Below are 25,115 nucleotides of genomic sequence, written 5' to 3'. Positions count from 1 at the left end.
AGCTTCTCTTCTCATCTACCCGCGCACGCGAGGAGCACCAGTTGAACCCAGTTAGCATGCAGTTGTGGCAACCACAGAAAGCACGGCCAAGCACGTCGGCTGGCCGTCGCGGCTGACCAAGGCCCGTCTGCATTTCGTGTCAGGCAAGGGCGGTACCGGCAAATCCACCATCGCTGCAGCCCTGGCGCTGGCCCTGGCGGCCGGCGGGCGTCGCGTGCTGCTGGTGGAGGTCGAGGAACGGCAGGGCATCGCGCAACTCTTCGACGTGCCGCCGCTGCCGTACGAGGAGGTCAAGATCGCCACCGCCGAGGGCGGCGGCCAGGTCAACGCCCTGGCCATCGACATCGAGGCCGCTTTTCTGGAGTACCTCGACATGTTCTACAACCTCGGCCTGGCCGGCCGGGCGATGCGCCGCATCGGCGCCATCGAGTTCGCCACCACCATCGCACCGGGCCTGCGCGACGTGCTGCTCACCGGCAAGATCAAAGAGATCGTCACGCGAACCGACCGCAGCGAGAAGGCCAAGCGCATCGCCTACGACGCGGTCGTCGTCGACTCTCCTCCCACCGGCCGCATCTCGCGGTTCCTCGACGTCACCAAGGCCGTCTCGGACCTGGCCAAGGGCGGCCCGGTGCACTCGCAGGCCGACGGTGTGGTCAAGCTGTTGCACTCCGATCAGACCGCGATCCATCTGGTGACCCTGCTGGAGGCACTGCCCATCCAGGAAACCCTGGAGGCCATCGACGAGCTCAACGAGTTGGGCCTGCCGATCGGCAGCGTCATCGTCAACCGCAACATCCCGGCCTATCTGTCCCCGGAGGATCTGGCCAAGGCGGCCGACGGGGACATCGACGCCGACGCGGTGCGGGCGGGACTGTCCAAGGTCGGAATCACGTTGTCCGACAGTGATTTCGCCGGCCTGCTGACCGAGACCATCCAACACGCGACCCGGCTCACCGCGCGCGCGGAGAGCGCCGAGCAGCTCGATGCCCTCGACGTCCCGCGCCTCGAGCTGCCCGCGCTGTCCGACGGTGTCGACCTGGGCAGCCTCTACGAACTCGCCGAAGCTCTTGCCCAACAGGGGGTCCGATAGCCGTGAGCACCAAACCCGCAGCCCTCGACATGGGCGCCATCCTCGCCGACACCTCCAACCGCGTCGTAGTGTGTTGCGGCGCAGGCGGTGTCGGCAAGACGACCACTGCAGCCGCGATGGCGCTGCGCGCCGCCGAGTACGGCCGCACCGTCGTGGTGCTCACCATCGACCCGGCCAAACGACTGGCACAGGCACTGGGCATCAAGGATCTCGGCAATACCCCGCAACGGGTTCCGCTGGCCCCCGAGGTCACCGGCGAACTGCACGCGATGATGCTCGACATGCGCCGCACGTTCGACGAGATGGTGATCCAGTACTCGGGGCCGGGCCGCGCCGATTCCATTCTGGAGAACCAGTTTTACCAAACCGTGGCGACCTCACTGGCCGGCACGCAGGAATACATGGCCATGGAGAAGCTCGGTCAGCTGCTGGCCGAGGACAAGTGGGATCTCGTCGTCGTCGACACCCCGCCGTCGCGCAATGCGCTGGACTTCCTCGACGCCCCAAAACGGTTGGGCAGCTTCATGGACAGCCGGCTGTGGCGCATGCTGCTGGCCCCGGGCCGCGGCATCGGCCGGCTCGTCACCGGCGCGATGGGCCTGGCGATGAAGGCCCTGTCCACCGTGCTGGGTTCTCAAATGCTTTCCGATGCAGCAGGTTTCGTCCAGTCGCTGGATGCCACGTTCGGCGGGTTCCGCGAAAAGGCCGACCGCACTTATGAATTGCTCAAGCGCCGCGGTACCCAGTTCGTGGTGGTGTCGGCCGCCGAGCCCGACGCACTGCGCGAGGCGTCGTTCTTCGTCGACCGCCTCGCCGGAGAGAACATGCCGCTGGCGGGGTTGATCCTGAACCGGACCCACCCCACGTTGAGCGATCTGCACGCCGAGAAGGCCGAAGAAGCCGCTGACGACCTGGCGGCCGAAGATCCTGATTCACTGGCGGTTGCGGTGTTGCGCATCCACGCCGACCGGGCTCAGACCGCCAAGCGCGAGGTGCGGCTGCTGTCCCGGTTCACGGGGGCCAATCCGCACGTCGCCATCGTCGGCGTGCCGTCACTGCCGTTCGACGTGTCGGATCTCGAAGCGTTGCGGGCGATCGCCGATCAGATCACCGGCGTCGGGGAACCCGTCTAGAGAGGTGCGCTAGACAGCGCTGCGATGTTTGCGCTGGGCGGCGAAGAAGTCCGCCCAGGAAACAACTTCGGGGTGCTGCTTGAGCAGTGCGCGACGCTGACGCTCGGTCATTCCGCCCCAGACTCCGAACTCGACGCGGTTGTCCAGTGCATCGGCCCCGCATTCGAGGATCACCGGGCAGTGCCTGCAGATCACCGCGGCTTTGCGCTGGGCCGCACCGCGGACGAACAGTTCGTCAGGATCGGCCTGCCTGCACCGGGCCTGCGACACCCATGCGATGCGCGCTTCTGCCTCGGCTCCGTGTGCCAAACTGTGAGCAGGGATGGATGTGGCCGTAGTCGTCTTGCGCGTGGCAGTCCGTGAATCTGACACCTGCGATCCCTTCGTTCCAACCTTCGACCGCTATGGCCGACGGTGAGCCCTCCGGTGTAGAACGCCGATGCGATCTACGCCACATTGCGCCAGCCTGTGTTACCTGGGTCGCACTGTGTGTCCAAGCTAGGTGGTCAGAGGGTATTAACGCAACAGTTTGCGAGGCACTTTTTTGGGACGGCCGTGCAGTCTGATCATGCATCGCGGCGTTTACGCCGTTTCCCCAGCGAGATCGTGATAACGCCGTTCGTCCGCTCGCCGGTGAACCCCCAGGGAAGCGTCGTTACTCTGTACCCATGCCAGACCAGCCGACGCGACCGCCCACCACGGTCACGGTCATAAAGCTCGCCTGGTGCTGCCTACTGGCCAGCGTGCTCGCGGCCGCCTTCATGTTCCCGGTCGTCGGCGGATTCGGGCTGATGTCCAACCGCGCCTCCGACGTCGTTGCCAACGGCTCGGCCGCATTGGTGGAAGGCGACGTGCCGCAGGTGTCGACGATGGTCGACGCCAAGGGCAACACCATCGCGTGGCTCTACTCGCAGCGCCGGTTCGAAGTACCGAGCGATCAGATCGCCAACACCATGAAGCTGGCGATCGTCTCCATCGAGGACAAACGGTTTGCCGAACATAACGGTGTGGACTGGCAGGGCACCCTGACCGGTCTGTCCGGTTATCTGTCCGGGAACGCCGACACCCGTGGTGGCTCCACGCTCGAGCAGCAGTATGTGAAGAACTACCAACTGCTGGTGGTCGCGCAGACCGACGCCGAGCGCCGCGCCGCCATCGAGACCACCCCGGCCCGCAAGCTCCGCGAGATCCGGATGGCGTTGACGCTGGACAAGACGTTCACCAAGCCCGAGATCCTCACCCGCTACCTGAATCTGGTGTCGTTCGGCAACGGCTCCTACGGCATCCAGGACGCGGCCCAGACCTATTTCGGCATCAACGCCTCTGAGCTGAACTGGCAGCAGGCCGCCCTGCTGGCGGGCATGGTGCAGTCGACCAGCACGCTCAATCCCTACACCAACCCCGACGGCGCCCTGGCCCGCCGGAACCTGGTGCTGGACACGATGATCGACAACATCCCGCAGGAAGCCGACGCGCTGCGGGCCGCCAAGGAGCAGCCGCTCGGCATCCTGCCGCAGCCCAACCAGCTCCCGCGCGGCTGCATCGCCGCGGGTGACCGGGCGTTCTTCTGTGATTACGCGCTGGAGTACCTGGCCCGGGCAGGCCTGAGCAAGGAGCAGGTCGCCAAGGGCGGTTACCTGATCAAGACCACGCTGGATCCCGATGTGCAGGTGCCGGTGAAATCGGCGATCGACGGCATCGCGAGCCCGACGATCGACGGCATCGCCAGCGTGATGAGCGTGGTCAAGCCGGGCAAGACGTCGCACCCGGTGGTGGCGATGGCCAGCAACCGCACCTACGGCCTGAACACCGACGCAGGCGAAACCATGCAGCCGCAACCGTTCTCCCTCGTGGGCAACGGCGCGGGGTCGATCTTCAAGATCTTCACCACGGCCGCGGCCATGGACATGGGGATGGGCATCAACACCACGCTGCCCGTGCCCGGGTTCTTCCAGGCCAAGGGTCTGGGCAGCAGCGACACCCCTGGCTGCCCGAAGGAAACCTGGTGCGTGAAGAACGCGGGCAACTACAAGGGCTCCATGAGCGTCACGGAGGCGCTGGCCACCTCGCCGAACACCGCGTTCGCCAAGCTGATCTCGCAGATCGGCGTGCCGCGGGTGGTCGACATGGCGGTCAAGCTGGGCCTGCGGTCCTATGCGATGCCCGGCACGGCACGCGATTACGACCCGGACAGCAACGAGAGCCTCGCCGATTTCGTCAAGAGACAGAACATCGGGTCGTTCACGCTGGGGCCGCTCGAGGTGAACGGGCTGGAGCTGTCGAATGTGGCAGCCACCCTGGCTTCCGGTGGCATGTGGTGCCCGCCCAATCCGATCGACAAGGTCGTCGACCGCCACGGTCAGGAGGTCTCGGTGACCACCGAGACCTGCGAACAGGTGGTGCCGGAAGGGTTGGCCAACACTTTGGCCAACGCCATGAGCAAGGACGACACCGGTTCCGGCACCTCGGCGGGTGCCGCAGGCTCGGTGGGCTGGGATCTGCCGATGTCCGGCAAGACCGGAACGACCGAGAACAACAAGTCCTCGGCCTTCCTCGGTTTCACCAACCAGTACGCCGCGTCCAACTACATCTACGACGACTCGTCGACGCCCAGTGAGCTGTGCTCGTTCCCGCTGCGTCAATGCGGCAACGGCAACCTGTTCGGTGGCAACGAGCCCGCCCGCACCTGGTTCACCGCGATGAAGCCGATCGGCAACAACTTCGGCCCGGTCGCGTTGCCGCCGACCGATCCGCGGTACGTCGACGGCGGGCCCGGCTCGCAGGTGCCCACGGTCAACGGCCTGGACGAGAACGCGGCGCGACAGCGACTGAAGGAGGCCGGTTTCCAGGTCGCCGACGGCAGCGCATCGGTCAACAGCAGCGCCAAGTACGGCACCGTCGTCGGCACGACGCCCAGCGGACAGACCATCCCCGGCTCGATCGTCACGATCCAGATCAGCAACGGCATCCCGCCACCACCGCCGCCTCCACCGGTGGCGATACCGCTGCCGGGCGGTCCGCCGCCCGAGATCGGCCAGACGGTCGTGGAGATCCCCGGTCTGCCGCCGATCACCGTGCCGGTGCTCGGACCCCCGCCACCGCCGTGACGGTCAGATCGTGACGTGCATCAGCCCACCCTGACCGGCCAAGAAGCGGTACGGCACAGCATCGGGCAGTAGGCTGCCACCATGTCAGCCGCCTCGGTAGCCAAGAAGACAGCCGCCGTCGCCACCGGCTCGTTGGTGGCCGGGATCGGGTACGCGTCGCTCATCGAACGCAACGCATTCGTCCTGCGCGAAGCGACCATGCCGGTGCTGGCACCGGGATCGTCGCCGCTGCGGGTGCTGCACCTGTCCGATCTGCACATGCGGCCCGGTCAGCACCGCAAGCAGGCGTGGTTACGCGACCTGGCCCGCCTCGAGCCGGACCTGGTGGTCAACACCGGCGACAACCTGGCGCACACCAAGGCGGTCCCCGCCGTCGTGCAGTCGCTGAGCGAGCTGCTGTCGGTGCCGGGCCTGTTCGTGTTCGGCAGCAACGACTACTTCGCGCCGCGGCTGAAGAACCCGCTCAACTACGTGATCAAACCGCAGCACCGCGTGCACGGCGATCCACTGCCATGGCAGGACCTGCGGGCGGCGTTCACCGAACGGGGCTGGCATGACCTCACCCACACGCGCCGCGACATCGAGGTGGCCGGGCTGCACATCTCGGTCGCCGGAGTCGACGATCCGCATCTCAAGCGGGACCGCTACGACACCATCGCCGGGGCGGCCAACAGCGCCGCGAACCTCACGCTCGGGTTGACGCACTCCCCCGAACCGCGGGTGCTGGACCGCTTCGCGGCCGATGGCTACCAGCTGGTGCTGGCCGGCCACACCCACGGCGGGCAGTTGTGCCTGCCGTTCTACGGCGCACTCGTCACCAACTGCGATCTGGACCGGTCGCGGGCCAAGGGCGCCTCCCGATGGGGCGCGAACATGGCACTGCACGTCTCGGCGGGCATCGGCACGTCCCCGTACGCCCCGATGCGGTTCTGCTGCCGCCCGGAGGCGACGCTGCTGACGCTGGTGGCAGCGCCCACCGGTGGTGGTCATGTCGGCAGTCGCGCCGGCACGTCGTCGCCGACCGTCTCCGCACGGTGAACACACCGGCGGGCACGGCGTCGCGCAGCCAGCCACGTGAGTGGGTGGACAACGCGGTCCGATTGATCGAGGCCGATGCCCGGCGCAGCGCCGACACCCACTTGTTGCGCTACCCGTTGCCCTCGGCATGGTGTGACGGCGTCGACGTGGCCCTGTATCTCAAGGACGAGTCGACCCACATCACCGGAAGCCTCAAGCACCGGCTGGCCCGATCGCTGTTTCTCTACGGGCTGTGCAACGGGTGGATCGCCGAGAAGACCACGGTGATCGAGGCCTCGTCGGGTTCCACAGCGGTCTCGGAAGCGTATTTCGCTGCGCTGCTGGGCCTGCCGTTCATCGCGGTGGTGCCGTCGTCCACCAGCACCGCCAAGATCGCCCTCATCGAATCTCAGGGCGGCCGTTGCCATTTCGTCGCGAAATCCTCTCAGGTGTACGACGAGGCGCAACGGCTGGCCGACGAGACCGGCGGGCACTACCTGGACCAGTTCACCAACGCCGAGCGGGCCACCGACTGGCGCGGCAATAACAACATCGCCGTGTCGATCTTCGAGCAGATGCAGATGGAGGCCCATCCGATTCCGGAGTGGGTCGTGGTGGGCGCGGGCACCGGCGGCACCAGCGCGACGATCGGGCGGTTCATCCGGTACCGCCGGCACGCGACCCGGCTCTGCGTCGTCGACCCCGAGAACTCGGCGTTCTTCCCCGCCTACGCGCAGGGGCGCAGCGACATCGTCACCGGGGCGTCGTCGCGCATCGAGGGAATCGGCCGACCACGGGTCGAGCCGTCGTTTCTGCCCGATGTGGTGGACCGCATGGTGTCGGTGCCCGATGCGGCGTCGGTCGCGGCGGCACGCCACGTCAGCGTTGTCCTGGGGCGCCGGGTCGGGCCGTCCACGGGCACCAACATCTGGGGCGCGTTCGGCTTGCTCGCCGAGATGGTCAAACACGGGCAGAGCGGGTCGGTGGTGACGCTGTTGGCCGACAGCGGCGACCGCTACGCCGACACCTACTTCGACGATGACTGGGTGAGCGCCCAGGGACTGGACCCGTCCGGACCCGCCGCGGTGCTCGCCGAGTTCGAACGCTCGGGTTCCTGGTCCTGATCGTCGGCGTCAGCCGTTGCGAACAGCCACAGCGCTGCGACCGCGAAAAAACCCAGGTAGATGGTGGCGCCCAAGGTTGTCATGGTGGTCTCCAGTCGTGCCGGTGGGTTCAGTGTGCACAACGCCACCGACATGCCGAATCCATCCCGCGGCGGATGGTGATGTACGCCGCGGCGCGGATGCCGCGGTGAGCACGCCGGACTAGGTTGCGGTTATGGACGCCAGCGCCGATCTCCGCCGCCCGGCGTTGTGGCTGGTGCCGGTGCTCGTCGCGGTCGTCCAGGTGGCCGGCAGCACCGGGATGCGTCATCACCGCGGCCCTGAGCTGGCGCCGCTGACCTGGTTCGGTTTCGTGCTGCTGCTGGCCGGGCCGCTGGTGCTGTTGGCGCGTTACCGCCACCCCTATCCGGTTCTGCTGGCCGTCACGGCGATCACCTCGGCGTATGTGCTGGCGGGCTTCGGTCCCGGGCCGGTGTTCCTGTCGCTCGTGGTGGCGTTCGTGCGGGCCGCGACGGTGTGCCCGCGGTGGTGGACCTACCCGCTGCCGCTGATCGGCTGGGCGGCCGCGTGGGTGATCCCCTGGCTGGCGGGCCAGCCCCGTCCGCCGCTCGAGGCGATCGGCGGGCTGGGCGCATGGCTGCTGGTGCTCGTGGCCATCGCCGAGGGGCTGCGACAGCGCCGGTCGGTGGTGGAAGCGCGTCGACTCCGGCAGGACGCCGTGGCGTCGGCGGCGCGGTCGGAACGGCAGCGGGAGGCGACGGCCGCACGGCTGGCCATTGCCCGCGAGCTGCACGACGTGCTGGCGCACAGCCTGTCGATGATAAACGTGCAGTCATCGGTGGCGCTCGAGCTCCTCGACAAGCAACCAGAGCGGGCCGGTCCGGCCCTGGCGGCCATCAAAGATGCCAGCCGCCAAGCGATTTCAGACGTGCACTCGTTGGTCACCGCGTTGCGCGCCGAGGGCGGCGAGCCCACCGCACCGACCCCGGGCATCGCCGATCTCGACGGCCTGCTGGGCCCGGCCCGCGCGACGGGACTGACCGTAACGGCGACGGTGACCGGCGAGCCGCAGCCGTTGCCCGCGGTGATCGACGTGGCCGCGGCCCGCATCGTGCAGGAGTCCTTGACCAACGTCGTGCGCCACTCCACCGCCACCAGCGCCGCGGTCACCGTGGACTACACCGGATCTCGGTTGTCGGTGGCCGTCGACGACAATGGCGCTCCGCGTGCAGGCACCTCGGCGGGCGGCAGCGGCATCACCGGCATGCGGGAGCGGGCGCGTGCACTGGGCGGGGCGTTCAGCGCCGGGCGCGCGCCCGGTGGTGGGTTCAGCGTGCGGGCCAGCCTGCCCATCGACGAAAGCACTTACGCCTCATGACGATTCGTGTAGTGGTTGCCGACGATCAAGCGCTCGTGCGGGCCGGTTTCGTGGCGCTGCTGGACGCGCAGGACGGCATCGAGGTGGTGGCCGAGGCCGACACGGGGTCCCGGGCCCTGGCAGCCGCCGTCGACCTACGTCCCGACGTGGTTCTCATGGACATCCGGATGCCGGAGATGGACGGCCTGGCCGCCACCCGAGCCATCGCGAGCGATCCGGAGTTGACCGGTGTGCGGGTGGTCGTGCTGACCACATTCGAGCTCGACGAGTATGTGTTCGAGGCGATGCGGGCCGGGGCCAGCGGGTTTCTGGTCAAGCACACCGAGCCGGCCGAGCTGGTGCGCGCCGTGCGCGTGGTGGCCGACGGCGATGCCCTGCTCTCGCCGTCGGTGACGCGTCGGCTGGTCGCGGAGTTCGCCGCACACGCCAAGACCCCTGCCGCGCCGGCGCTACCCGATCTGACCTCACGCGAGCGGGAAGTAATGGCCTTGGTCGCCGAAGGGCTGAGCAACGCGGAGATCGGCGAGCGGCTGTTCATGAGCCCGGCCACCGCCCGCACCCACGTCAGCCGCATCCTGACGAAGCTGGACGCCCGCGATCGCACTCAGCTGGTGGTGCTGGCCTACGAGAGCGGGCTGGTACGCCCACGGTGGCAGGGCTGACCCGGGCACTACGCATGGGCGCGTACCGCAGATGACGCCCGCGGGCCGATGTTCCCGACGCCCTCACCCAGCAGGCTTGAGGTATGACCATCCACGAAATCACCCCCACCGCAACCACATTCCTCGCCGAGCACGGGCCCCGATTCGCCGAGCACGCGTGGAACCCCTGGTTCCTGCTGATCCCCCTGACGTTCTGGACGCTCGTGGTCGTCGGCATCGTCTTCACGGTCCGCAGGTTCCGCGGACGTCAGGGCGAACGCACCCTGCGCGACGCCTACGCCAAGGGCGAGGTCAACGAAGCCGAGTACCGCGGGCGGCTGGCCGTCCTGCGCGAAACACGTCGCTGATCTGCGGTGCAGCGTCGAGTTCGACGCCAGGGTCGCGCTCACGCGCTATCAACGACCCTGGCGTCGAACTCGGCGCCGGTAACCGTTTGGCTTTCGACCACCCCGGTGCGATACGCTGTCGTGGCTTCACACGGGGTGTGGCGCAGCTTGGTAGCGCGCTTCGTTCGGGACGAAGAGGTCGTGGGTTCGAATCCCGCCACCCCGACAGTGAGAAGTGCAGGTAGTGGCAACGAGGACGATTGCCCTACCTGCATTTTTGTTTCCACCACCGTGCGCTGCTGATGTAATGGGTCAGTGCAGTTCCGCCATGACAACATGACCGGCGTGCAGCTCGCTGCCGATCTGGTCAACCTGCACAGCGGTGACTGGTCGGTCGCGAACGTGGAGACGGTGCTGCACGACCACGACATCCGGCGCGTCGAGGTGGACAGTGCCGTGGCCACCTCGTTGCGACGGTGGTCGGCGCGGCTGCGCACGGTGTTCGTGGCGTCGACCGTGGCGGAACGTTGTCAGGCCGTCAACGCATTGCTGGTCGACGGCACCGGCAGGGTGTATCTCACCACGCACGACGACCTCGGACCCCACCTGCACTTCGCACCGGACGACGATGACCTCGTCGGGCGCGTGATGGCCGTGACGGCAGGCGGTCTCGCGATCTTCACGGTCGAGGCCGAGGGCAACCGGTTGGGGGCATGCTCGCGCTCAGGGTGTCCGCTGGTGTTCGTGGACACCAGCCGCACGGGCCGCCGAGCGTACTGCTCCGCGCGGTGTGGCAACACCGATGCCGTCCAGCGTCACCGCGCGCGGACGGCACCCTAACCGCCGACCAGCCGCAGATGGCGGGGCGCCGGTTTCGCGGTGTGCATCTCGACGTCCACGCCGCCGCCTTCCCGCACCACACGCCATCCGTCGACTCCGCGTTGGTACATCACCCGGCCCTCGCTGGTCATATGTACCGACACCGTGACCCAGACAGGCTGTAGATCGTTCACGCCAACCAGGTTTCCGCAATGGGTTAATGCGTTTCAACCATTACATCCGGCACGCCTCAGTCGTGCCCGCGGCCCTTCTTCTTCCCGTGCGGTGGCTTTTCCTCCCCTTGGTCCGCGGGCGCGGTCGGAGGATGTGGCACCACGCTCATGAGGGCCGTGGGGGCGGTTGTCGTCGGGGTTGGCACGGGGCTCGCGGGTGCGCGCTCCGGTGAACGATCGACGGCCAGCAAGATCACCCCGAGAATCACCGCGGCCGCCGCCGCAGCAGCAATCAGCCCCATCTTCAGGCGTGAGCGCGGCCGATGAGCCGGTGGAGGCGGCAGGACCGTCGACGACGGCTCCATGGGTAGCGGCATCGTCATCACGCGGGTCGCGGGGCGGGCGGGCGGCTGTCCGGTCAGGGCCGCCCGCATGGCTTCGGCGTCGCCGAAACGGAACTGCGGCTCCCGGGCCATCGCCGACTCCAGCACGAACACCACGCCGGGATCGGCGTCAGGGCGCAGCTTTCTGATCGGCACCGCAGGCTCGTCGAGGATTGCCCGCATGGTCGCCGCCGGGTTGTCCCGGTCGAACGGTCGCCGACCGGTCAGGGCCTCGTACCCGAGGACGCCGACAGCGTACAAATCGTCGGACGGCGACGCCGGTTGGCCTGTAAGCCGTTGCGGGCTCAGGTAACTCATGGTCCCGACCAGTTCACCGGTGCGCGTGTGGTTACCGCCTTCGGTCTTGGCGATGCCGAAGTCGGAGAGCTTGGCCGCCCCGGATGCCGTGATGAGGACGTTGCCCGGCTTGATGTCGCGGTGCAGGATGCCGGCGGCGTGGGCCGCCGACAAACCCGCTAGCACGTCGGCCAGCACCGCGCGAACCCGGTCGATCGACATCGGCCCGGCGGCGATCTCGTCGGCGAGGGACCGCCCGGGCAGCCGCTCCATGACGATGAACGGCGTGCCGTGGTGCTCGCCGCTGTCGTGGACCACGACGATGTTCGGATGGTTGAGCGCCGCGGCGGCGCGCGCCTCGTCATCGAAGCGGCGTCGCAGACCGTGATCGGTCACCCAGCCCGCGTGCAGCAACTTGATCGCGACCGGGCGCGCCAGCCGGGTGTCCCACCCGTCGCGCACCTCGGCCATGCCGCCGCGACCCAGGATGCTGCGCACCTCGTAGCGGTCGCCGAGGAGCTCATCGGTTCTCCCCATACCCGGACTATCGCACACCCGGCGCAGGCCCTGGCATGCTCGACCCATGCCCCGGTTCACGCTGGAAACCGTCGACCCCGAGTTCTTCACCACTGCGCCGCACATCTTCCGTTACGCCAAACAGTTCGCCGCGCCACCAGAACGGGTGTGGGATTCGCTGACCTCCGATGAGTCACTGGCCGCCTGGGGCCCGTCGGTCACGCGCGTCACCTGGCTGTCCCCGCGGCCGTTCGGCGTCGGGAGTTCCCGCGAGGTCGTGCTCGCTCCCGGCGTGGTGAAGGTCCACGAGACGTTCTTCCGCTGGGAGGAGGGCCATCGGTACTCGTTCGCCGTGGACCATGCGAGCATTCCGTCCCTGCGGCGGTTCGCCGAGGACTACCTGATCGAGCCCGTCGGCGAGGGGCGCACGCAGTTCACCTGGATCGTGGCGATCGAGCCGAAGCCGGCGTTCGCGCTGCCGTTCAAACCGCTGGCCCCGGTGCTCAAGGCCGCGTTCGGCCGGCTGGCCTCCGACGGTGAGCGGTACTTCGCCAGACAGGTGTGAGACAGCTCCCAACCAAGAGGTGGATAGCGTCTGGCCCATGACCGCGCAGAGCTGGATCGCCCGTCTGCTGACGTTCGAGCGCGACGGCGACACCTTCCGGATTTACGAGCCCAAACGTTCGGCTGTCGCGCGCCTCTACGGCGGGCTGATCGCCGCGCAGGCACTGGCCGCTGCCGGGGCCACCGTCGAGCCCGGCAAACTTCCGCAGTCGTTGCACGCATACTTCGTCCGCGGCGGCCGCTACGACGCTGAGGTCCACTTCCAGGTCGAGCGCACCCGTGATGGCCGCAGCTTCGACACGCGCCGAGTCACCGCGATCCAGAACGGCGCGGTGATTTTGGAGATGATCGCGTCCTTCCATCTGCCGGAGCCGGGCGCCGACTGGTACCCCGAGCTCCCGACGAAACTCGAATTCGACTCTGCCGCACCAAAAGAGGCGATGCTCGACTTCGGCGAATGGTTCGAGCTACGCACCGTGCCGGGCGACGAAACGGAGTTCGCGGTCCCACCGTTCTGGATCAGGTCACGCGAACAGATCGAGGACGATCCGCTGATCAGAGCCGCGACGCTGGCGTTCATGTCGGACCTCGGTCCCGTCCCGGCTGCGCTGCCGCCGCATGTCGAGTTGCGACGTGACCTCGGCTTCGCCGCCAGCCTGGATCACGCCATCTGGTTTCACCGGCCGTTCCAGCCCGAGCACTGGCACCGCTATGAGGTGCGGTCGGTGAACCACAACGATTCACGGGGCCTGTCGGTCGGATCGCTCTATGCCGCCGACGGGACGCTGATCGCCAGCACGACCCAGGAAGCCCTGTGGCGCCTGTGACGTGCGTTGACACGTGTCGAGAACTGTGACGAAGCGCGCGTTGACGCGGTGAACGCACAGATCAGACAATTATTTGCGTGTTGGGAAAAAGCGAGCGGGAACTGGTGGCTGACGTCGAGGAGCGATTGGTCAAGCGCTTCGATCAGCTACCGCCCGCTCGTGTGTCCACTGCGGTGCTCGCCGCCCACACCCGATTTCAGGACAGCTCGATCCGCGATTTCATCCCGCTTCTGGTGGAGCGCCGCGTCAGCGCCGAACTGGCCGCGCTGAGCTGAGCTACAACCGCGACTTCACGGCAGCCGACAACCGCGCGCCGTCCGCCTTGCCTTCGGCGATCGCCGTCGCGACCTTCATCACCTGACCCATCTGACGCATGCTCGGGCGCTCGCCGATGTCCTCGGCCACCTGGGCGATGGCCGAGTCCGCGACGTCGGCCAACTCCGCATCGGTCAACGGTGTCGGCAGGTATTCGTCGATGACCCTGGCCTCGGCATGCTCGTTGGCCGCCAATTCGCCACGCCCGTTCTGCGTGTAGATCGCCGCCGCTTCACCGCGCTTCTTGGATTCGCGCGACAGCACGGCGATCACCTCGGCATCGGAAAGCTCGCGGGCCTGCTTACCGGAGACTTCTTCGGTCTGTATCGCGGCCAACAACATTCGCAGCGTCGCGGTCCGCAACTTGTCCTGCGACTTCATCGCCGCGGTCAGATCCGCGCGCAACTGCGCCTTGAGTTCGGCCATGGCCACAACCTACGCCGCGCGGCAGCGGGTCACGTTGTCAATTTTGACGGTGATCGACAGGATGGAGAGATGACCAACGACGCCGGCGGGTATTCGCCGTACCCGCCGCCGCCGGGCCAGCCGGGTTACGGACCCCCGCCCGGCTACGGACCACCACCCGGTTACGGACCCCCACCCGGTTACGGACCCCCGCCCGGGTACGGTCCCCCACCGGGTTACCCGCCACCGCCGGGCTACGGGCCACCACCCGGATACCCGCCGCCCCCACCGGGCTACGGGCCACCTCCCGGCTATCCGCCGTATGGGCCGCCACCGGGGTATCCGATGACGTTCAAGCCGGGCGTCATACCGCTACGGCCACTGAGCATTTCGGACATCTTCAACGGCGCCGTGGGCTACGTCCGGGCCAACCCCAAGGCCACGCTCGGGCTGACTACCGTCGTCGTCGTGGTCGCGCAGGTCATCTCGCTACTGCTGCAGATCGGCCCGCTGACCACGTTCAGCGATTTCAACTCGACCCTGCAGGGTGACACCCCGTCCCCGGAGGCTCTCGCCCTGGTCTCGGCGGGCAGCTTGGCCGGCGTCATCGTCGCGGCGCTGTCGGGTGTGCTGCTCAGCGGCATGCTCACGGTGGTGGTGGGGCGTGCCGTCTTCGGCGGAACCATCACCATCGGCGAGGCCTGGCAGCGGCTGCGCGGCAGATTCTGGGCGTTGCTCGGCCTGACCGCCCTGGAAGCCTTGGCATTCGGTCTGCTCGGCGCGATCATCGCGCTCATCGTCGTCATCGCCGCGAGCGCGGGCGGTGGCGTGGCGGCGTTCGTCGTCGGCGCACCGCTGGTGTTGGCGGCCATCGTCGGCCTGGTCTACGCGGCCACCGTGCTGCTGTTTGCGCCGCCGCTGATCGTGCTGGAACAGCAACGGATATTCGCCGCCATTGCACGGTCGTTCGCCTTGGTGAAGGGCGACTTCTGGCGCGTGCTGGGCATCTGGCTGCTGGCGGGCATAGTGGCGAGCCTGGTCGCGGCGGCGGTCGGGATACCGTTCGGCATCGTGGGCGGGCTGCTCGGTGGACCTGCCGGTATCTCGATACCGGGATTGATCGTCTCGGCGATCGGCAGCGTCATCGGACAGATCATCACCGCTCCGTTCAACGCCGGCGTCGTCGTGCTGCTCTACACCGACCGGCGCATCCGCGCCGAAGCCTTCGACCTGGTGCTGCAGACCGGTGCGGCCGGGCCTGCGGAATCCACCGACCAGCTGTGGCTGACTCGGCCGAGGTGACGTGAGCGCCATCGACATCGACCGCGACGCCGCGCACGACGCCGCGCAGAACGAGCTCAGCAAGCCGATCTACCCGAGATCCTCGCCGACTCAACAGTTCCTCGACTGGATCACCGAGCTGTTCTATCGCCTGGCGATGCAGGGCTCGAAGATCCCCGGCGGCTGGTTCACCATTGCCGTGCTGGCGATCCTGGTCGTGCTGGCCGTGGTGGTTGCGGTGCGCACGGCGCGGCGCACGATGCGCACCAATCGCGGCAGGCAGTATGCACTGTTCGGCAGTCAGGAACTCAGCGCGGCCGAACATCGCCGCACGGCCGAGCAGTATGCAGCCCAGGGCAATTGGGCGGCCGCGATCCGGCACCGGCTGCGCGCGGTGGCGAAACATCTGGAGGAGACGGGGGTTCTCGACCCGGTGCCGGGCCGAACGGCGACCGAGCTGGCGCGCGACGCGTCAGTGACGCTCGGCGATCTGTCGAGCGAACTGTTCAGCGCGGCAAGCATATTCAACGAGGTCAGCTACGGTGAACAGCCTGGCACCGAAGCGGGGTACCGGATGATCGCCGTCCTCGACGGCCGGTTGCACGACCATGGCCGCACACCAGTCGGTGCCGCGACGGCGACCGCCGGTTCCGACGGCTGGGCGCCGGTGCGATGACGTTGCGTTGGCGTACGGCGCGATGGGTGCTGCTGGCTGCCGTCGCCATCGTCGCGGTGGCCGCGGTCAGCACCTATCTGACCGCACCGCGACCGGGCGGCAGGCTGGATCCCGAAGCGACCGGACCCGACGGCGCGCATGCCCTGGTGTCCCTGCTGCGCCAGCATGGTGTCGAGGTGATCACCGCCGAGACGATCGGCGACGTGCAGCGCGCCGCCACGCCCGACAGCCTGGTGGTGGCAGCGCAGACGTTATATCTGTCGGATGACGACCAGCTGCACCAACTGGCCTCGGCGCCGGGCGATCTGCTGCTGATAGAACCCGTCGGCAAGACCAGAGAAGCGTTGGCGCCGAAGATCAAGCAGGGCAAGGCCAGTTCGTTCGGCGGAGGCGCCCCCGACTGCGATCTGCCCGAGGCCACCCGCTCCGGCGACGTCGAGCTCGGTCTGACCAACACGTTCGAGCCGGTCGACGACGCCCAGGTGACTCGTTGCTACGAGGGCGCGGTGGTGCGGTACCAGGACGGCGGCCGAACTGTCACCGTCGTCGGCACCGGGGACTTCATGGTCAACGGCGGCCTTCTCAAGGCCGGCAACGCCGCGCTCGCGATGAATCTGGCCGGTGCCCGGTCGCGGGTGATCTGGTATGCGCCCCAGCATCCCGAAGGCGAATCACCCGGCACCACCGGCATTTCCGATCTGCTGCCCAAACAGGTTCGGTGGGTCGTGCTGTGGCTGGCCCTCGCGGTGGCGCTGCTCGCGGTGGCCAGTGCCCGCCGGCTCGGCCCGCTGGTCGCCGAATCGCTGCCGGTGGTGGTGCGCGCGTCGGAGACCGTCGAGGGCCGCGGCCGGCTGTACCGCAGCCGGCGTGCGCGCGACCGCGCTGCCGACGCCCTGCGGTCGGCCACCGTGATGCGGCTGCTGCCGCGGCTCGGGCTCACCACCGGCGCCGCGCCCCAGGCGATCGTGGCCGCGGTCGCCGCACGCGGCGGGGGCGATCCCGGCTCGGTCGGCCACACCCTGTTCGGCCCGCCCCCTGGCACCGATTCGGACCTCGTAGTTCTGGCTCACCAACTCGACGACATCGAAAGGCAGGTCGCGCAGTCGTGACTCAGCCCGTCCTTGATTCCGATACAGCGCGAAATGCCCTGCTGTCCTTGCGAAACGAGATCGCCAAGGCGGTCGTCGGGCAGGATGCGGTGGTCAGCGGCCTGGTCATCGCACTGCTGTGCCGCGGCCACGTGCTGCTCGAAGGGGTGCCCGGCGTGGCCAAGACCCTGCTGGTGCGCACCCTGGCCGCCGCGCTGCAACTGGAGTTCAAACGTGTGCAGTTCACCCCGGACCTGATGCCCGGTGACGTCACCGGCTCGTTGGTGTACGACGCGCGCACCGCCGAGTTCGAATTCCGCGCGGGGCCGGTGTTCACCAATCTTCTTCTCGCCGATGAAATCAACCGGACGCCGCCGAAAACCCAAGCGGCACTCCTGGAGGCGATGGAGGAACGTCAGGTCAGCGTCGACGGACAGCCCCGGCCGCTGCCCGACCCGTTCATCGTGGCGGCCACCCAGAACCCCATCGAGTACGAGGGCACCTACCAGCTGCCCGAGGCGCAGCTCGACCGGTTCCTGCTCAAGCTCAATGTGCCGCTGCCGCCGCGGGATCAGGAGATCGCGATCCTCGGCCGCCACGCCCATGGTTTCGACCCTCGCGACTTGTCCGCGGTGCGACCGGTGGCCGGCGCCGCCGAGTTGGCCGCCGGCCGCGAAGCAGTCCGACAGGTGCTGGTGGCCGACGAGGTACTCGGCTATATCGTCGACATCGTCGGTGCCACACGGCATTCCCCGGCCCTACAGCTCGGGGTGTCACCCCGTGGCGGTACCGCGCTGCTGGCCACCGCACGGTCCTGGGCCTGGTTGTCCGGCCGCAACTACGTCACCCCCGACGACGTCAAGGCCATGGCGCGTTCCACTCTGCGGCACCGCATCGCGCTGCGGCCCGAGGCCGAACTGGAAGGCGCGACCCCCGACGGTGTGCTCGACGGCATCCTGGCGGCCGTGCCGGTCCCACGCTGATGGTGCTCACCCGCCGGGCCGGGGTCGCCGCGCTGATCGCCACCGTGCCGATCGCGCTGGCGCCGTGGCCGGCAACGGTTTTCGTTGTCCTGCTGGCACTGCTGCTGATCGCGATCGTGCTGGATGTGACGCTGGCCGGCCGTCCGGTATCGGCGGCAATCGTGCGCAGCGGGGACGGGACGGCGCGGTTGGGACAGACCGTGGATGCGCAGCTGACGGTGTCCAACACCGGGCGTCGCCGGATGCGGGGACAGCTGCGCGACGCATGGGCCCCTAGTGCGGGCGCCGACCCCCGCACCCATGCGTTGAACATCGCTGCGGGGCAACAGGTTCAGCTCACCACTCAGTTGCGGCCGGTGCGGCGCGGAGACCTACGATCGGAGTTCGTCGCCGTGCGTTCGATCGGCCCCCTCGGGCTGGCCGGCCGTCAGCGCACCTTGCCGGTCGCGGGGCAGGTCCGGATCCTGCCGCCGTTCCTGTCCCGCAAGCATTTGCCGTCGCGACTGGCCCGGCTGCGCGAGCTGGACGGCGCCATACCGGTGCTGATCCGCGGACAGGGCACCGAATTCGATTCCCTGCGTGAGTATGTCGTCGGCGACGACGTCCGCTCGATCGACTGGCGCGCCACCGCCCGCCGCGCCGACGTGGTGGTGCGCACCTGGCGGCCGGAACGGGACCGCCGGGTCGTGATCGTGCTCGACACCGGGCGGACGTCGGCAGGCCGCGTCGGCGTCGACCCGACCGCGAGTGACCCGAGCGGCTGGCCCCGGCTGGACTGGTCGATGGACGCGGCACTGCTACTGGCAGCCCTGGCGTCGCGGGCCGGTGATCACGTGGATTTCCTTGCCTTCGACCGGGTTACCCGCGCCGGGGTGTGGGGCGCATCGCGCACGGAGCTGCTGGCCCAGCTGGTGGAGGCGATGGCGCCGCTGCAACCGGCTCTGGTGGAGTCCGACGCATCGGCGATGGTGGCCGCAGTGACCCGGCGGGTGCGCCAACGCGCCCTGGTGGTGCTGCTGACCGACCTCAACGCCTCGGCGCTCGATGAAGGGCTCATGGCGGTGTTACCCCGGCTGTCGACGAAACATCAGGTGCTGCTGGCCGCGGTGGCAGACCCGCGGGTCGAGCGGCTGGCCGCCGGCCGCGACGACGCCGCGCAGGTGTACGACGCGGCGGCCGCGGAGCGGGCCCGCAACGATCGACGAGCCATCGCAACCAGGCTGCGGCGCAACGGTGTTGACGTCGTCGATGCAGCGCCCGAAGAACTCGCACCGACCCTCGCCGACCACTACCTCGCGATGAAGGCGGCGGGGAAGCTCTAGTTTCCTTGCGCGACCAGACAGCCAGGTACCGGAAACGCGGCGTGTCGCGGACCGCAACGTCTGCTCGCGGGGGGAAGTCAGATCGCCAGGTGCAAACGGGCGTCCTCCAGGAGCGCCTCGGCCCATTCACCGATCCCGTGGTCAACACCCGGATCGTGCTCGTAGCTGACCGGCGTCACACTCACAACACCGTCGCGCAGCGCGGCAAAGTCGGTGCCATCGGCGGTTTCGTAGGGCACCGGCTGGTCTTCGGAACTGCCGTACACAAGGTAGTACGTGGCTGGGCCGCGGTTTGCCACGGGGACAAGCGAGTTGCGCTCGTTGAAGCGCTTTCCCAGTCGGGTGATGCCGATACCGGTCGCGGGCTGCGCCGGCACGTTCACGTTCAGCACGACGCGCCCCGGTATGGGCCGGTTGAGCAGAGCACGCGCGAGTGCCACGCCATACTCGCTCGACTGCTGAAAGCTCGCCGTCGGCACTCCTACTGGCTCAAGGATGTTGAAGTGCCCCGGAAGCGACTGCTGAGAGATCGCCATAGCAGGGACACCGAACAGGGCCGATTCGATAGCAGCGCCCACAGTGCCGGAGTTGAACATGTCGTCACCCGCATTGCAGCCGTGGTTGATCCCCGATATGACGAGCGAGGCATCCGGCACGAGCCCCCCGCCGAGTGCTACTCGCACACAGTCGACCGGCGTGCCGGACACCGAGAACACATTGGGGCCCGCGTCCCTGGCCCGGGAAACGCGTACCGGATTGGTGTACGTGGCCGCACGCGATACACCACTTTGGTTGGCTTCCGGAGCGACGACAACGACGGGAAGCCCGGCAGCCGCAAGCGCCGCCCCCAGTTCGCCGATTCCGGTGGCGGTCACGCCGTCGTCGTTCGTCAACACGATGGTCATCGGGTCTCCCGGTCAGATGTGTAGTGGACAAGCGGCGCATCTCTCTCGACATGCGTGGATCACCCCGCGGCAGTGACGCCCGGGAAGTGAATGCCGGACTGGACCGAGTTACCAGCTCGCGGAAAGTGATTCGGCTCGCTTCTCGACTTCGACGATCGAGTCCTCAGGCGATTCGACCCAAACCACCACCCTGGTCCTGTCACCTCGGAACAGATCGCGGCCGACCTCGATGGGAATGCCGTTCGCGTCGTAGGTCACGCGTTCGACCGCCAGTAGTGGCTCGCCCTCCCGCACGCCCAGCATTGCGGCCTCGGTGGCACTCGCTGCGGTCGGTTCGATACGTTCCTGAGCCCGCTTGGGCGGCACGTCGTAGTCGTTTCGAAGAATGTCGTAGATCGACCCACCCATCGGCTTCTCCAGCAGACCCGGAAATCTCTCGGTGGGAAATCTGTTGCGTTCCAATGAGATCGGCTCGCCATCGGCAAGCCGCAGCCGGACGATCTCGTAGACGAGGGCGTCCTCGGGGATCTGCAGCTCACCGGCAGTCCAGCTGTCGGCCCCCATGAGACGAGCTGACAGCACTTGCGCAGAGGACTCATGCCCCTGACGGCGCAGATGCCCCGGAAGACCGGTGAGGAACGACAAGTCGCGCTCGACCTTTGGCTGGTTGACGAACGTCCCGCCGCCACGACCGGGACGGCGCACCACGTAGCCCGACCTGGCCAACATCCCCAGAGCCTCGCGCAGGGTCGTACGACTGACTTTGAACGTGTCAGCGAGTTCGCGTTCCGAAGGCAGCCTGTCGCCGGGCCCCAGTTGTCGCTTCGCGATCAGCTCGACAACCTTCTCGCGGGTGCCCTCCACAGCGGACACCGAGTCCGGATGATTCTGAGGTGACGTTGACACCATCCCGATCCTGTTCTGCAGTATTGAGCGCAACGGTACCATAAGGTAGGACCGTAAGTCGGCATACGTGACAGCGCTATCGCGGAGCGCTCACGTGCAGGTCGCGATATCGCCCGCCTGTCGGCCGATCACCATGCGGCTTCCACCCGCGTGATGTTTGAATCCTTCGGACGCGCGCGCGGAATACGGCTATTGACAACGCTTTGGACCGATGACCTAATTATGGTTATACCAAAACCACTTAAAGGTATAACCGAGTCGCGGAGGGTGAACCCCAATGTCAGTTTCCCTAGGTCAGCCAGACCGCGCCAGTGTCGTGATCATCGGCGGTGGCGTCATCGGCTGCAGTGTGGCCTACCACCTGACCAAGCTCGGCGAAACGGACGTGGTGCTGCTCGAGCAGGGTGAACTCTCATGCGGCACAACGTGGCACGCTGCCGGCATCGTGGGCCAAGTCCGGCCGACACAGAGCATGACCGCCTTGGCCCGCTACAGCATCGGACTCTACGAGAGCCTGGAGAACGAGACCGGTTTCAGCACCGGCTGGCGGCAGTGCGGAGCGCTGTGGGTGGCACGGACAGATGAGCGGATGACGCACCTGCAACGCGCGGCCGCCTCGGCCCGGTCTTTCGGTACCGTCGCCGATTTCGTCAGCCTTGACGAGGCCAGGGAGCGATATCCGCTACTCAACACCACAGACCTCAAGGGTGCGGTGTGGCTGCCGGAAGACGGCACCGTCAATCCCGTCGACCTCACCCAAGCACTGGCGCGCGGGGCGAAGGCCGGCGGAGCACGCATCCTGGAGCGGACCAAGGTCACCGATATCACGATGGTCAACGGCCGGGTCCGCTCTGTGACCACCCCGCACGGCACCATCGAGTGCGAAACGCTCGTTCTTGCTGCGGGGCAATGGTCCAAGGCCCTCGGTGACACCATCGGGGTGACCGTTCCCCTATATCCCGCACAGCATTTCTACGCAGTCACCGAGAAGATCGACGGTGTTGAACCCGATACACCGATCCTGCGCGATCCCGACGGCCACGTCTACTTCAAGGCAGAGGTCGGCGGCCTCGTCGCCGGCTGCTTCGAGCCGAATGCCCTGCCGTGGGTCCGCTCTGCCGACATCCCGGCCAAGTTCGAATTCCAGCTGCTGGGCGAGGACTGGGAGCACTTCGGTCCGTGGATGGAATCCGCCGCCCAGCGGGTTCCCGCACTGAACGCCACGGGAATCCGAATGCTCTACAACGGACCCGAGAGCTTCACACCCGACAACAACTTCCTGCTCGGTCCGACGCCGGAGGCCGACGGGGTTTACGTCGCTGCGGGTTTCAACTCTGGCGGTATCGCCAACGCAGGCGGTGCCGGCCTGGCGCTGGCCGAGTGGATCGTCGGCGGGGCGCCTGCGCGGGATCTGTGGTCGGTCGACATCGCCCGCTTCGGCGCTTATGCGGGTAGCGACCATTGGCTGCGGCAACGCACGATAGAGACCCTGGGCGCTCACTATGCCTTGCCGATACCGAACCGAGAACCCGTGTCCGGTCGAGGAGTACGCCGATCGCCCGTCCACCATCTGCACGAACAATCCGGCGCGGCGTTCGGGACGAAACTCGGCTGGGAACGCGTCAACTGGTTTGCCGGAGAGGGCAATTCACCAGAGGTGCAGTACAGCTTCGGCCGACAGAATTGGCATGACAACGTCGCGGCGGAACACCGCGCCGCCCGCGAACGGGTGGCCGTGTTCGATTCCACGTCGACCGGCAAGCTGCTGGTGCAGGGCCGTGATTCGGAGCACACCCTGCAGTACCTGTGTGCCGCCGATGTCGCAGTTCAACCCGGCACGGTGGTGCGAACGACGATGCTCAACGACCGGGGTGGCATCGAAACCGAGGTCACCGTCACCCGCATCGCCACCGACGAGTTCCTGGTGGTGACCGGTACCGCCTATCAGGTACGCGATCAGGCCTATCTGCGACGCAATATCGGTGTCGACGACGATGTCCGAGTCACCGATGTGACGTCGGCGTCAGCCGCGTTCGCGGTGGCTGGCCCGAACTCCGCTGATCTGCTCTCGCGGTGCAGCGACACGGATTTCGGTACCGAGGCATTCCCCGAGCTGACCAGTCGGCTTGTGCATTTCGCCGATACCCGGATTCGAGTATCGCGCGTGAGTGTGGTGGGCGACGCCGGTTTCGAACTGTACGTGCCGTCGGAGTGCGCGGTTGCGGTCTACCACCGCCTCCTCGCCGAGGGCTCCGAACTCGGTGTGCGGCCCGCGGGCCACTACGCCATCGACAGCCTGCGTATCGAGCGCGGCGAACCGGTATGGGGCAAAGAGCTCAGCACAAGCATCACACTGCTCGAAGCAGGTCTGGGCCACGCCTGCAAGCTCGGCACCGGAATACCCTTCCGCGGGGCTGTGGCGCTGGAGAAGCAGCAGCACAGCGAGCTCACAGCGGAGTTCATCACGTTCGTGATCGACGACGACAAGGTCACCCTGTGGGGTGGCGAGGGCGTTTTCCACGGTACCGACCGGGTGGGCGCGGTGACTTCGGCCGCATACGGGCACACCGTGGGCGCACCGGTCGGCATCGCTCTGATGCATCACACCAACGGCAGCCACATCGACTGGGCGGCAGCCGCCGATCTCTGGGTCGAAGTCCCCGGCGGGCGTGCTCCGCTGCGCATCCGGCACGGGAGGTGACTTCATGGCAACCGTCGAAGAGGCGGAACGCCTCGAACCACAAGCCCGGCAGGCGCTCGCACAGTACGGGTTGCCCGCACCCAGCCAGCTGGAGCTTCTGACCTTTTCCGAAAATGCGGTATTCCGAGCATTTTTCGATTCCGCCGAGTCGGTTATCGTGCGGTTGCACTCGATCGGTTATCACACCAAGGCGGCCGTCGAGTCGGAACTGCTGTGGGTCGAGGCCATCCGCCGGGATACGGACGTCGCCGTGCCGCCGGTCATTCGCACTCCGGCCGGTGACGGTGTCGTCGTCGCCACCGATCCGATCTTCCCAGCCCGGCTGGCGGCGGTGTTCGGCGACCTCGCAGGCGCGGCGCCGTCGATGGACCTCATGATCGCGGACTATCGGATCCTGGGCCGCACGACGGCGAAGTTGCACAGGCATGCCTGTGACTGGACGCCACCTGCGGCGTTCGAACGCATCTCATGGGATCTCGCGGGTACGTTCGGCGAGAAGCCGACTTGGGGCCGATGGCAGGACGGCCCCAGCCTCGCTGCGGCCGACATCTCAGTACTGGCCGCAGCGGAGGATCTGATCCGGAACCGGTTGACCGAGTATGGCCGCGGACCGAATCGATACGGGCTGATCCATTCGGACCTGCGCCTGGCCAACATCCTGATGAGGGACGGCGTCGCGCAAGTCATCGACTTCGATGACTGTGGATTCGGCTGGTACCTCTACGATCTGGCAAGCGCCCTGACTTTCATCGAAGACGACCCACAGGTTCCCGAACTCGTCGCAAGCTGGTTGGCGGGGTACACCGAAGTCAGACCTCTCGACGATGCCGATTTTGCGATCACCCCGAGCTTGATCATGTTGCGCCGCATGGTGATTCTGGCCTGGCTCGGTTCTCGGCCAGGCACACCGGTGTTCATCGCGGAAGCCCCGAACTATGCGCGGGTCACCGGTGAGATGGCGCGTACGTATCTCGCCTCGTCCGGGACGGACGTGTGTCCGGGCACCGCGACTGCTTGAGTTCGGCGTCCTGTGCGTTCCACGCGCATATTTCAGGAGAACAACCGAAACGCGTGTCGCCGCCGACCTTTGTCGGCGGCGACGCGTTTGTCCTCG

General features: G+C 67.4%; 25 protein-coding genes and 1 tRNA gene. 20 read left to right on the top strand and 6 right to left on the bottom strand.

What is annotated here, in order from left to right; genetic code table 11:
- Positions 1–64: 64 nt before the first annotated feature.
- Positions 65–1,093, top strand: a complete 1,029-nt coding sequence (locus BTO20_RS03615) for an ArsA family ATPase (protein WP_087073464.1) — start codon at positions 65–67, stop codon at positions 1,091–1,093.
- A gap of 29 nt (positions 1,094–1,122) precedes the next feature.
- Positions 1,123–2,226 carry an ArsA family ATPase gene (locus tag BTO20_RS03610; protein WP_198344453.1) on the top strand — a complete coding sequence of 368 codons (1,104 nt, stop codon included), beginning with the start codon at positions 1,123–1,125 and terminating at the stop codon, positions 2,224–2,226.
- Between the two features lie 9 nt (positions 2,227–2,235).
- Here the strand turns inward: BTO20_RS03610 and BTO20_RS03605 are convergent, their stop codons facing one another.
- Positions 2,236–2,598, bottom strand: a complete 363-nt coding sequence (locus BTO20_RS03605; RefSeq protein ID WP_087073460.1) for a WhiB family transcriptional regulator — start codon at positions 2,596–2,598, stop codon at positions 2,236–2,238.
- A gap of 296 nt (positions 2,599–2,894) precedes the next feature.
- Here BTO20_RS03605 and ponA2 point away from each other — a divergent pair, with 296 nt between their 5' ends.
- The 8 genes from ponA2 to BTO20_RS03565 all read left to right on the top strand — a co-directional run bounded on the left by ponA2 (position 2,895) and on the right by BTO20_RS03565 (position 10,680).
- Positions 2,895–5,333 carry a transglycosylase/D,D-transpeptidase PonA2 gene (gene ponA2 / locus BTO20_RS03600; RefSeq protein ID WP_157680129.1) on the top strand — a complete coding sequence of 813 codons (2,439 nt, stop codon included), beginning with the start codon at positions 2,895–2,897 and terminating at the stop codon, positions 5,331–5,333.
- 81 nt (positions 5,334–5,414) lie between these two features.
- On the top strand, positions 5,415–6,371 hold the full coding sequence (locus BTO20_RS03595; protein WP_087073458.1) for a metallophosphoesterase: 957 nt from the start codon (positions 5,415–5,417) through the stop codon (positions 6,369–6,371).
- Entirely contained in the window at positions 6,368–7,474 is a 1,107-nt protein-coding gene (cds1, locus tag BTO20_RS03590) for an L-cysteine desulfhydrase Cds1 (RefSeq protein WP_087073456.1), read from the top strand. Before BTO20_RS03595 ends, cds1 begins: the two co-directional genes overlap by 4 nt.
- Before the next feature lie 214 nt (positions 7,475–7,688).
- Complete coding sequence (locus BTO20_RS03585) at positions 7,689–8,852, top strand: sensor histidine kinase (RefSeq protein ID WP_087073454.1); 1,164 nt, start codon at positions 7,689–7,691, stop codon at positions 8,850–8,852.
- Positions 8,849–9,514: a response regulator transcription factor gene (locus BTO20_RS03580; RefSeq protein WP_087073452.1), complete on the top strand. Its 666-nt coding sequence runs from the start codon at positions 8,849–8,851 to the stop codon at positions 9,512–9,514. Before BTO20_RS03585 ends, BTO20_RS03580 begins: the two co-directional genes overlap by 4 nt.
- Positions 9,515–9,597: 83 nt before the next feature.
- Positions 9,598–9,861, top strand: coding sequence for an SHOCT domain-containing protein (locus tag BTO20_RS03575; protein ID WP_087073450.1), 264 nt, complete (start codon positions 9,598–9,600; stop codon positions 9,859–9,861).
- Between the two features lie 131 nt (positions 9,862–9,992).
- Positions 9,993–10,066, top strand: a tRNA-Pro gene (locus BTO20_RS03570).
- Positions 10,067–10,176: 110 nt separating this feature from the next.
- Complete coding sequence (locus tag BTO20_RS03565; RefSeq protein WP_232491027.1) at positions 10,177–10,680, top strand: CGNR zinc finger domain-containing protein; 504 nt, start codon at positions 10,177–10,179, stop codon at positions 10,678–10,680.
- Here BTO20_RS03565 and BTO20_RS39145 read toward each other — a convergent pair.
- Complete coding sequence (locus BTO20_RS39145) at positions 10,677–10,853, bottom strand: hypothetical protein (RefSeq protein WP_157680128.1); 177 nt, start codon at positions 10,851–10,853, stop codon at positions 10,677–10,679. The genes BTO20_RS03565 and BTO20_RS39145 overlap by 4 nt on opposite strands.
- 56 nt (positions 10,854–10,909) lie before the next feature.
- Complete coding sequence (locus BTO20_RS03560; protein WP_087073445.1) at positions 10,910–12,049, bottom strand: serine/threonine-protein kinase; 1,140 nt, start codon at positions 12,047–12,049, stop codon at positions 10,910–10,912.
- A 46-nt stretch (positions 12,050–12,095) separates the two neighbouring features.
- Here BTO20_RS03560 and BTO20_RS03555 point away from each other — a divergent pair, with 46 nt between their 5' ends.
- From BTO20_RS03555 to BTO20_RS03545, 3 genes are all read left to right on the top strand, one after another.
- Positions 12,096–12,593, top strand: a complete 498-nt coding sequence (locus tag BTO20_RS03555) for an SRPBCC family protein (protein WP_087073443.1) — start codon at positions 12,096–12,098, stop codon at positions 12,591–12,593.
- Between the two features lie 37 nt (positions 12,594–12,630).
- Positions 12,631–13,419, top strand: a complete 789-nt coding sequence (locus BTO20_RS03550; RefSeq protein WP_087073441.1) for an acyl-CoA thioesterase — start codon at positions 12,631–12,633, stop codon at positions 13,417–13,419.
- 77 nt (positions 13,420–13,496) lie between these two features.
- Positions 13,497–13,694 carry a three-helix bundle dimerization domain-containing protein gene (locus BTO20_RS03545; RefSeq protein WP_083168225.1) on the top strand — a complete coding sequence of 66 codons (198 nt, stop codon included), beginning with the start codon at positions 13,497–13,499 and terminating at the stop codon, positions 13,692–13,694.
- 1 nt (position 13,695) lies between these two features.
- On the opposite strand, the gene BTO20_RS03540 is transcribed toward BTO20_RS03545, so the two are convergent.
- Entirely contained in the window at positions 13,696–14,160 is a 465-nt protein-coding gene (locus tag BTO20_RS03540; protein WP_087081555.1) for a GatB/YqeY domain-containing protein, read from the bottom strand.
- 69 nt (positions 14,161–14,229) lie between these two features.
- On the opposite strand from BTO20_RS03540, the gene BTO20_RS03535 reads away from it, so the two are divergent.
- From BTO20_RS03535 to BTO20_RS03515, 5 genes are read left to right on the top strand one after another with little or no spacing between them, the layout of a single operon-like run.
- A complete protein-coding gene (locus BTO20_RS03535; RefSeq protein ID WP_087073438.1) occupies positions 14,230–15,441 on the top strand; it encodes a glycerophosphoryl diester phosphodiesterase membrane domain-containing protein in 1,212 nt (403 codons plus the stop codon).
- Between the two features lies 1 nt (position 15,442).
- The gene (locus BTO20_RS03530; RefSeq protein ID WP_087073435.1) at positions 15,443–16,096 is read left to right on the top strand and encodes a DUF4129 domain-containing protein; all 654 of its coding nucleotides are present in this window, start codon (positions 15,443–15,445) and stop codon (positions 16,094–16,096) included.
- Entirely contained in the window at positions 16,093–17,205 is a 1,113-nt protein-coding gene (locus tag BTO20_RS03525) for a DUF4350 domain-containing protein (RefSeq protein ID WP_087073433.1), read from the top strand. Before BTO20_RS03530 ends, BTO20_RS03525 begins: the two co-directional genes overlap by 4 nt.
- On the top strand, positions 17,202–18,167 hold the full coding sequence (locus tag BTO20_RS03520; protein ID WP_083168235.1) for an AAA family ATPase: 966 nt from the start codon (positions 17,202–17,204) through the stop codon (positions 18,165–18,167). Before BTO20_RS03525 ends, BTO20_RS03520 begins: the two co-directional genes overlap by 4 nt.
- On the top strand, positions 18,167–19,489 hold the full coding sequence (locus BTO20_RS03515; protein ID WP_087073431.1) for a DUF58 domain-containing protein: 1,323 nt from the start codon (positions 18,167–18,169) through the stop codon (positions 19,487–19,489). Before BTO20_RS03520 ends, BTO20_RS03515 begins: the two co-directional genes overlap by 1 nt.
- Positions 19,490–19,566: 77 nt before the next feature.
- Here BTO20_RS03515 and surE read toward each other — a convergent pair whose 3' ends face one another.
- Both surE and BTO20_RS03505 read right to left on the bottom strand, forming a co-directional pair.
- The gene (gene surE, locus BTO20_RS03510) at positions 19,567–20,394 is read right to left on the bottom strand and encodes a 5'/3'-nucleotidase SurE (RefSeq protein ID WP_087073429.1); all 828 of its coding nucleotides are present in this window, start codon (positions 20,392–20,394) and stop codon (positions 19,567–19,569) included.
- Positions 20,395–20,502: 108 nt separating this feature from the next.
- A complete protein-coding gene (locus BTO20_RS03505; protein WP_198344244.1) occupies positions 20,503–21,300 on the bottom strand; it encodes a GntR family transcriptional regulator in 798 nt (265 codons plus the stop codon).
- Between the two features lie 277 nt (positions 21,301–21,577).
- Here BTO20_RS03505 and BTO20_RS03500 point away from each other — a divergent pair, with 277 nt between their 5' ends.
- A complete protein-coding gene (locus tag BTO20_RS03500; protein ID WP_087073425.1) occupies positions 21,578–24,001 on the top strand; it encodes a GcvT family protein in 2,424 nt (807 codons plus the stop codon).
- Between the two features lie 4 nt (positions 24,002–24,005).
- On the top strand, positions 24,006–25,019 hold the full coding sequence (locus tag BTO20_RS03495) for a phosphotransferase enzyme family protein (protein WP_157680127.1): 1,014 nt from the start codon (positions 24,006–24,008) through the stop codon (positions 25,017–25,019).
- Positions 25,020–25,115 lie beyond the last annotated feature (96 nt).

The sequence above is a fragment of the Mycobacterium dioxanotrophicus genome, from assembly GCF_002157835.1.
Classification (GTDB): domain Bacteria; phylum Actinomycetota; class Actinomycetes; order Mycobacteriales; family Mycobacteriaceae; genus Mycobacterium; species Mycobacterium dioxanotrophicus.
The sequence above is the reverse complement of the archived record's forward strand: the minus strand, read 5'-3'. Positions and strand labels throughout refer to the sequence as shown.

Excerpts from the sequence above, each read along its gene's own strand:
- BTO20_RS03610 (WP_198344453.1), top strand. The coding sequence starts at position 1,123 with ATGGGCGCCATCCTCGCCGACACCTCCAACCGCGTCGTAGTGTGTTGC.
- ponA2 (WP_157680129.1), top strand. The coding sequence starts at position 2,895 with ATGCCAGACCAGCCGACGCGACCGCCCACCACGGTCACGGTCATAAAG.
- BTO20_RS03595 (WP_087073458.1), top strand. The coding sequence starts at position 5,415 with ATGTCAGCCGCCTCGGTAGCCAAGAAGACAGCCGCCGTCGCCACCGGC.
- BTO20_RS03585 (WP_087073454.1), top strand. The coding sequence starts at position 7,689 with ATGGACGCCAGCGCCGATCTCCGCCGCCCGGCGTTGTGGCTGGTGCCG.
- BTO20_RS03580 (WP_087073452.1), top strand. The coding sequence starts at position 8,849 with ATGACGATTCGTGTAGTGGTTGCCGACGATCAAGCGCTCGTGCGGGCC.
- BTO20_RS03575 (WP_087073450.1), top strand. The coding sequence starts at position 9,598 with ATGACCATCCACGAAATCACCCCCACCGCAACCACATTCCTCGCCGAG.
- BTO20_RS03565 (WP_232491027.1), top strand. The coding sequence starts at position 10,177 with ATGACCGGCGTGCAGCTCGCTGCCGATCTGGTCAACCTGCACAGCGGT.
- BTO20_RS03560 (WP_087073445.1), bottom strand. The coding sequence starts at position 12,049 with ATGGGGAGAACCGATGAGCTCCTCGGCGACCGCTACGAGGTGCGCAGC.
- BTO20_RS03555 (WP_087073443.1), top strand. The coding sequence starts at position 12,096 with ATGCCCCGGTTCACGCTGGAAACCGTCGACCCCGAGTTCTTCACCACT.
- BTO20_RS03550 (WP_087073441.1), top strand. The coding sequence starts at position 12,631 with ATGACCGCGCAGAGCTGGATCGCCCGTCTGCTGACGTTCGAGCGCGAC.
- BTO20_RS03540 (WP_087081555.1), bottom strand. The coding sequence starts at position 14,160 with ATGGCCGAACTCAAGGCGCAGTTGCGCGCGGATCTGACCGCGGCGATG.
- BTO20_RS03535 (WP_087073438.1), top strand. The coding sequence starts at position 14,230 with ATGACCAACGACGCCGGCGGGTATTCGCCGTACCCGCCGCCGCCGGGC.
- BTO20_RS03525 (WP_087073433.1), top strand. The coding sequence starts at position 16,093 with ATGACGTTGCGTTGGCGTACGGCGCGATGGGTGCTGCTGGCTGCCGTC.
- BTO20_RS03515 (WP_087073431.1), top strand. The coding sequence starts at position 18,167 with ATGGTGCTCACCCGCCGGGCCGGGGTCGCCGCGCTGATCGCCACCGTG.
- surE (WP_087073429.1), bottom strand. The coding sequence starts at position 20,394 with ATGACCATCGTGTTGACGAACGACGACGGCGTGACCGCCACCGGAATC.
- BTO20_RS03500 (WP_087073425.1), top strand. The coding sequence starts at position 21,578 with ATGTCAGTTTCCCTAGGTCAGCCAGACCGCGCCAGTGTCGTGATCATC.
- BTO20_RS03495 (WP_157680127.1), top strand. The coding sequence starts at position 24,006 with ATGGCAACCGTCGAAGAGGCGGAACGCCTCGAACCACAAGCCCGGCAG.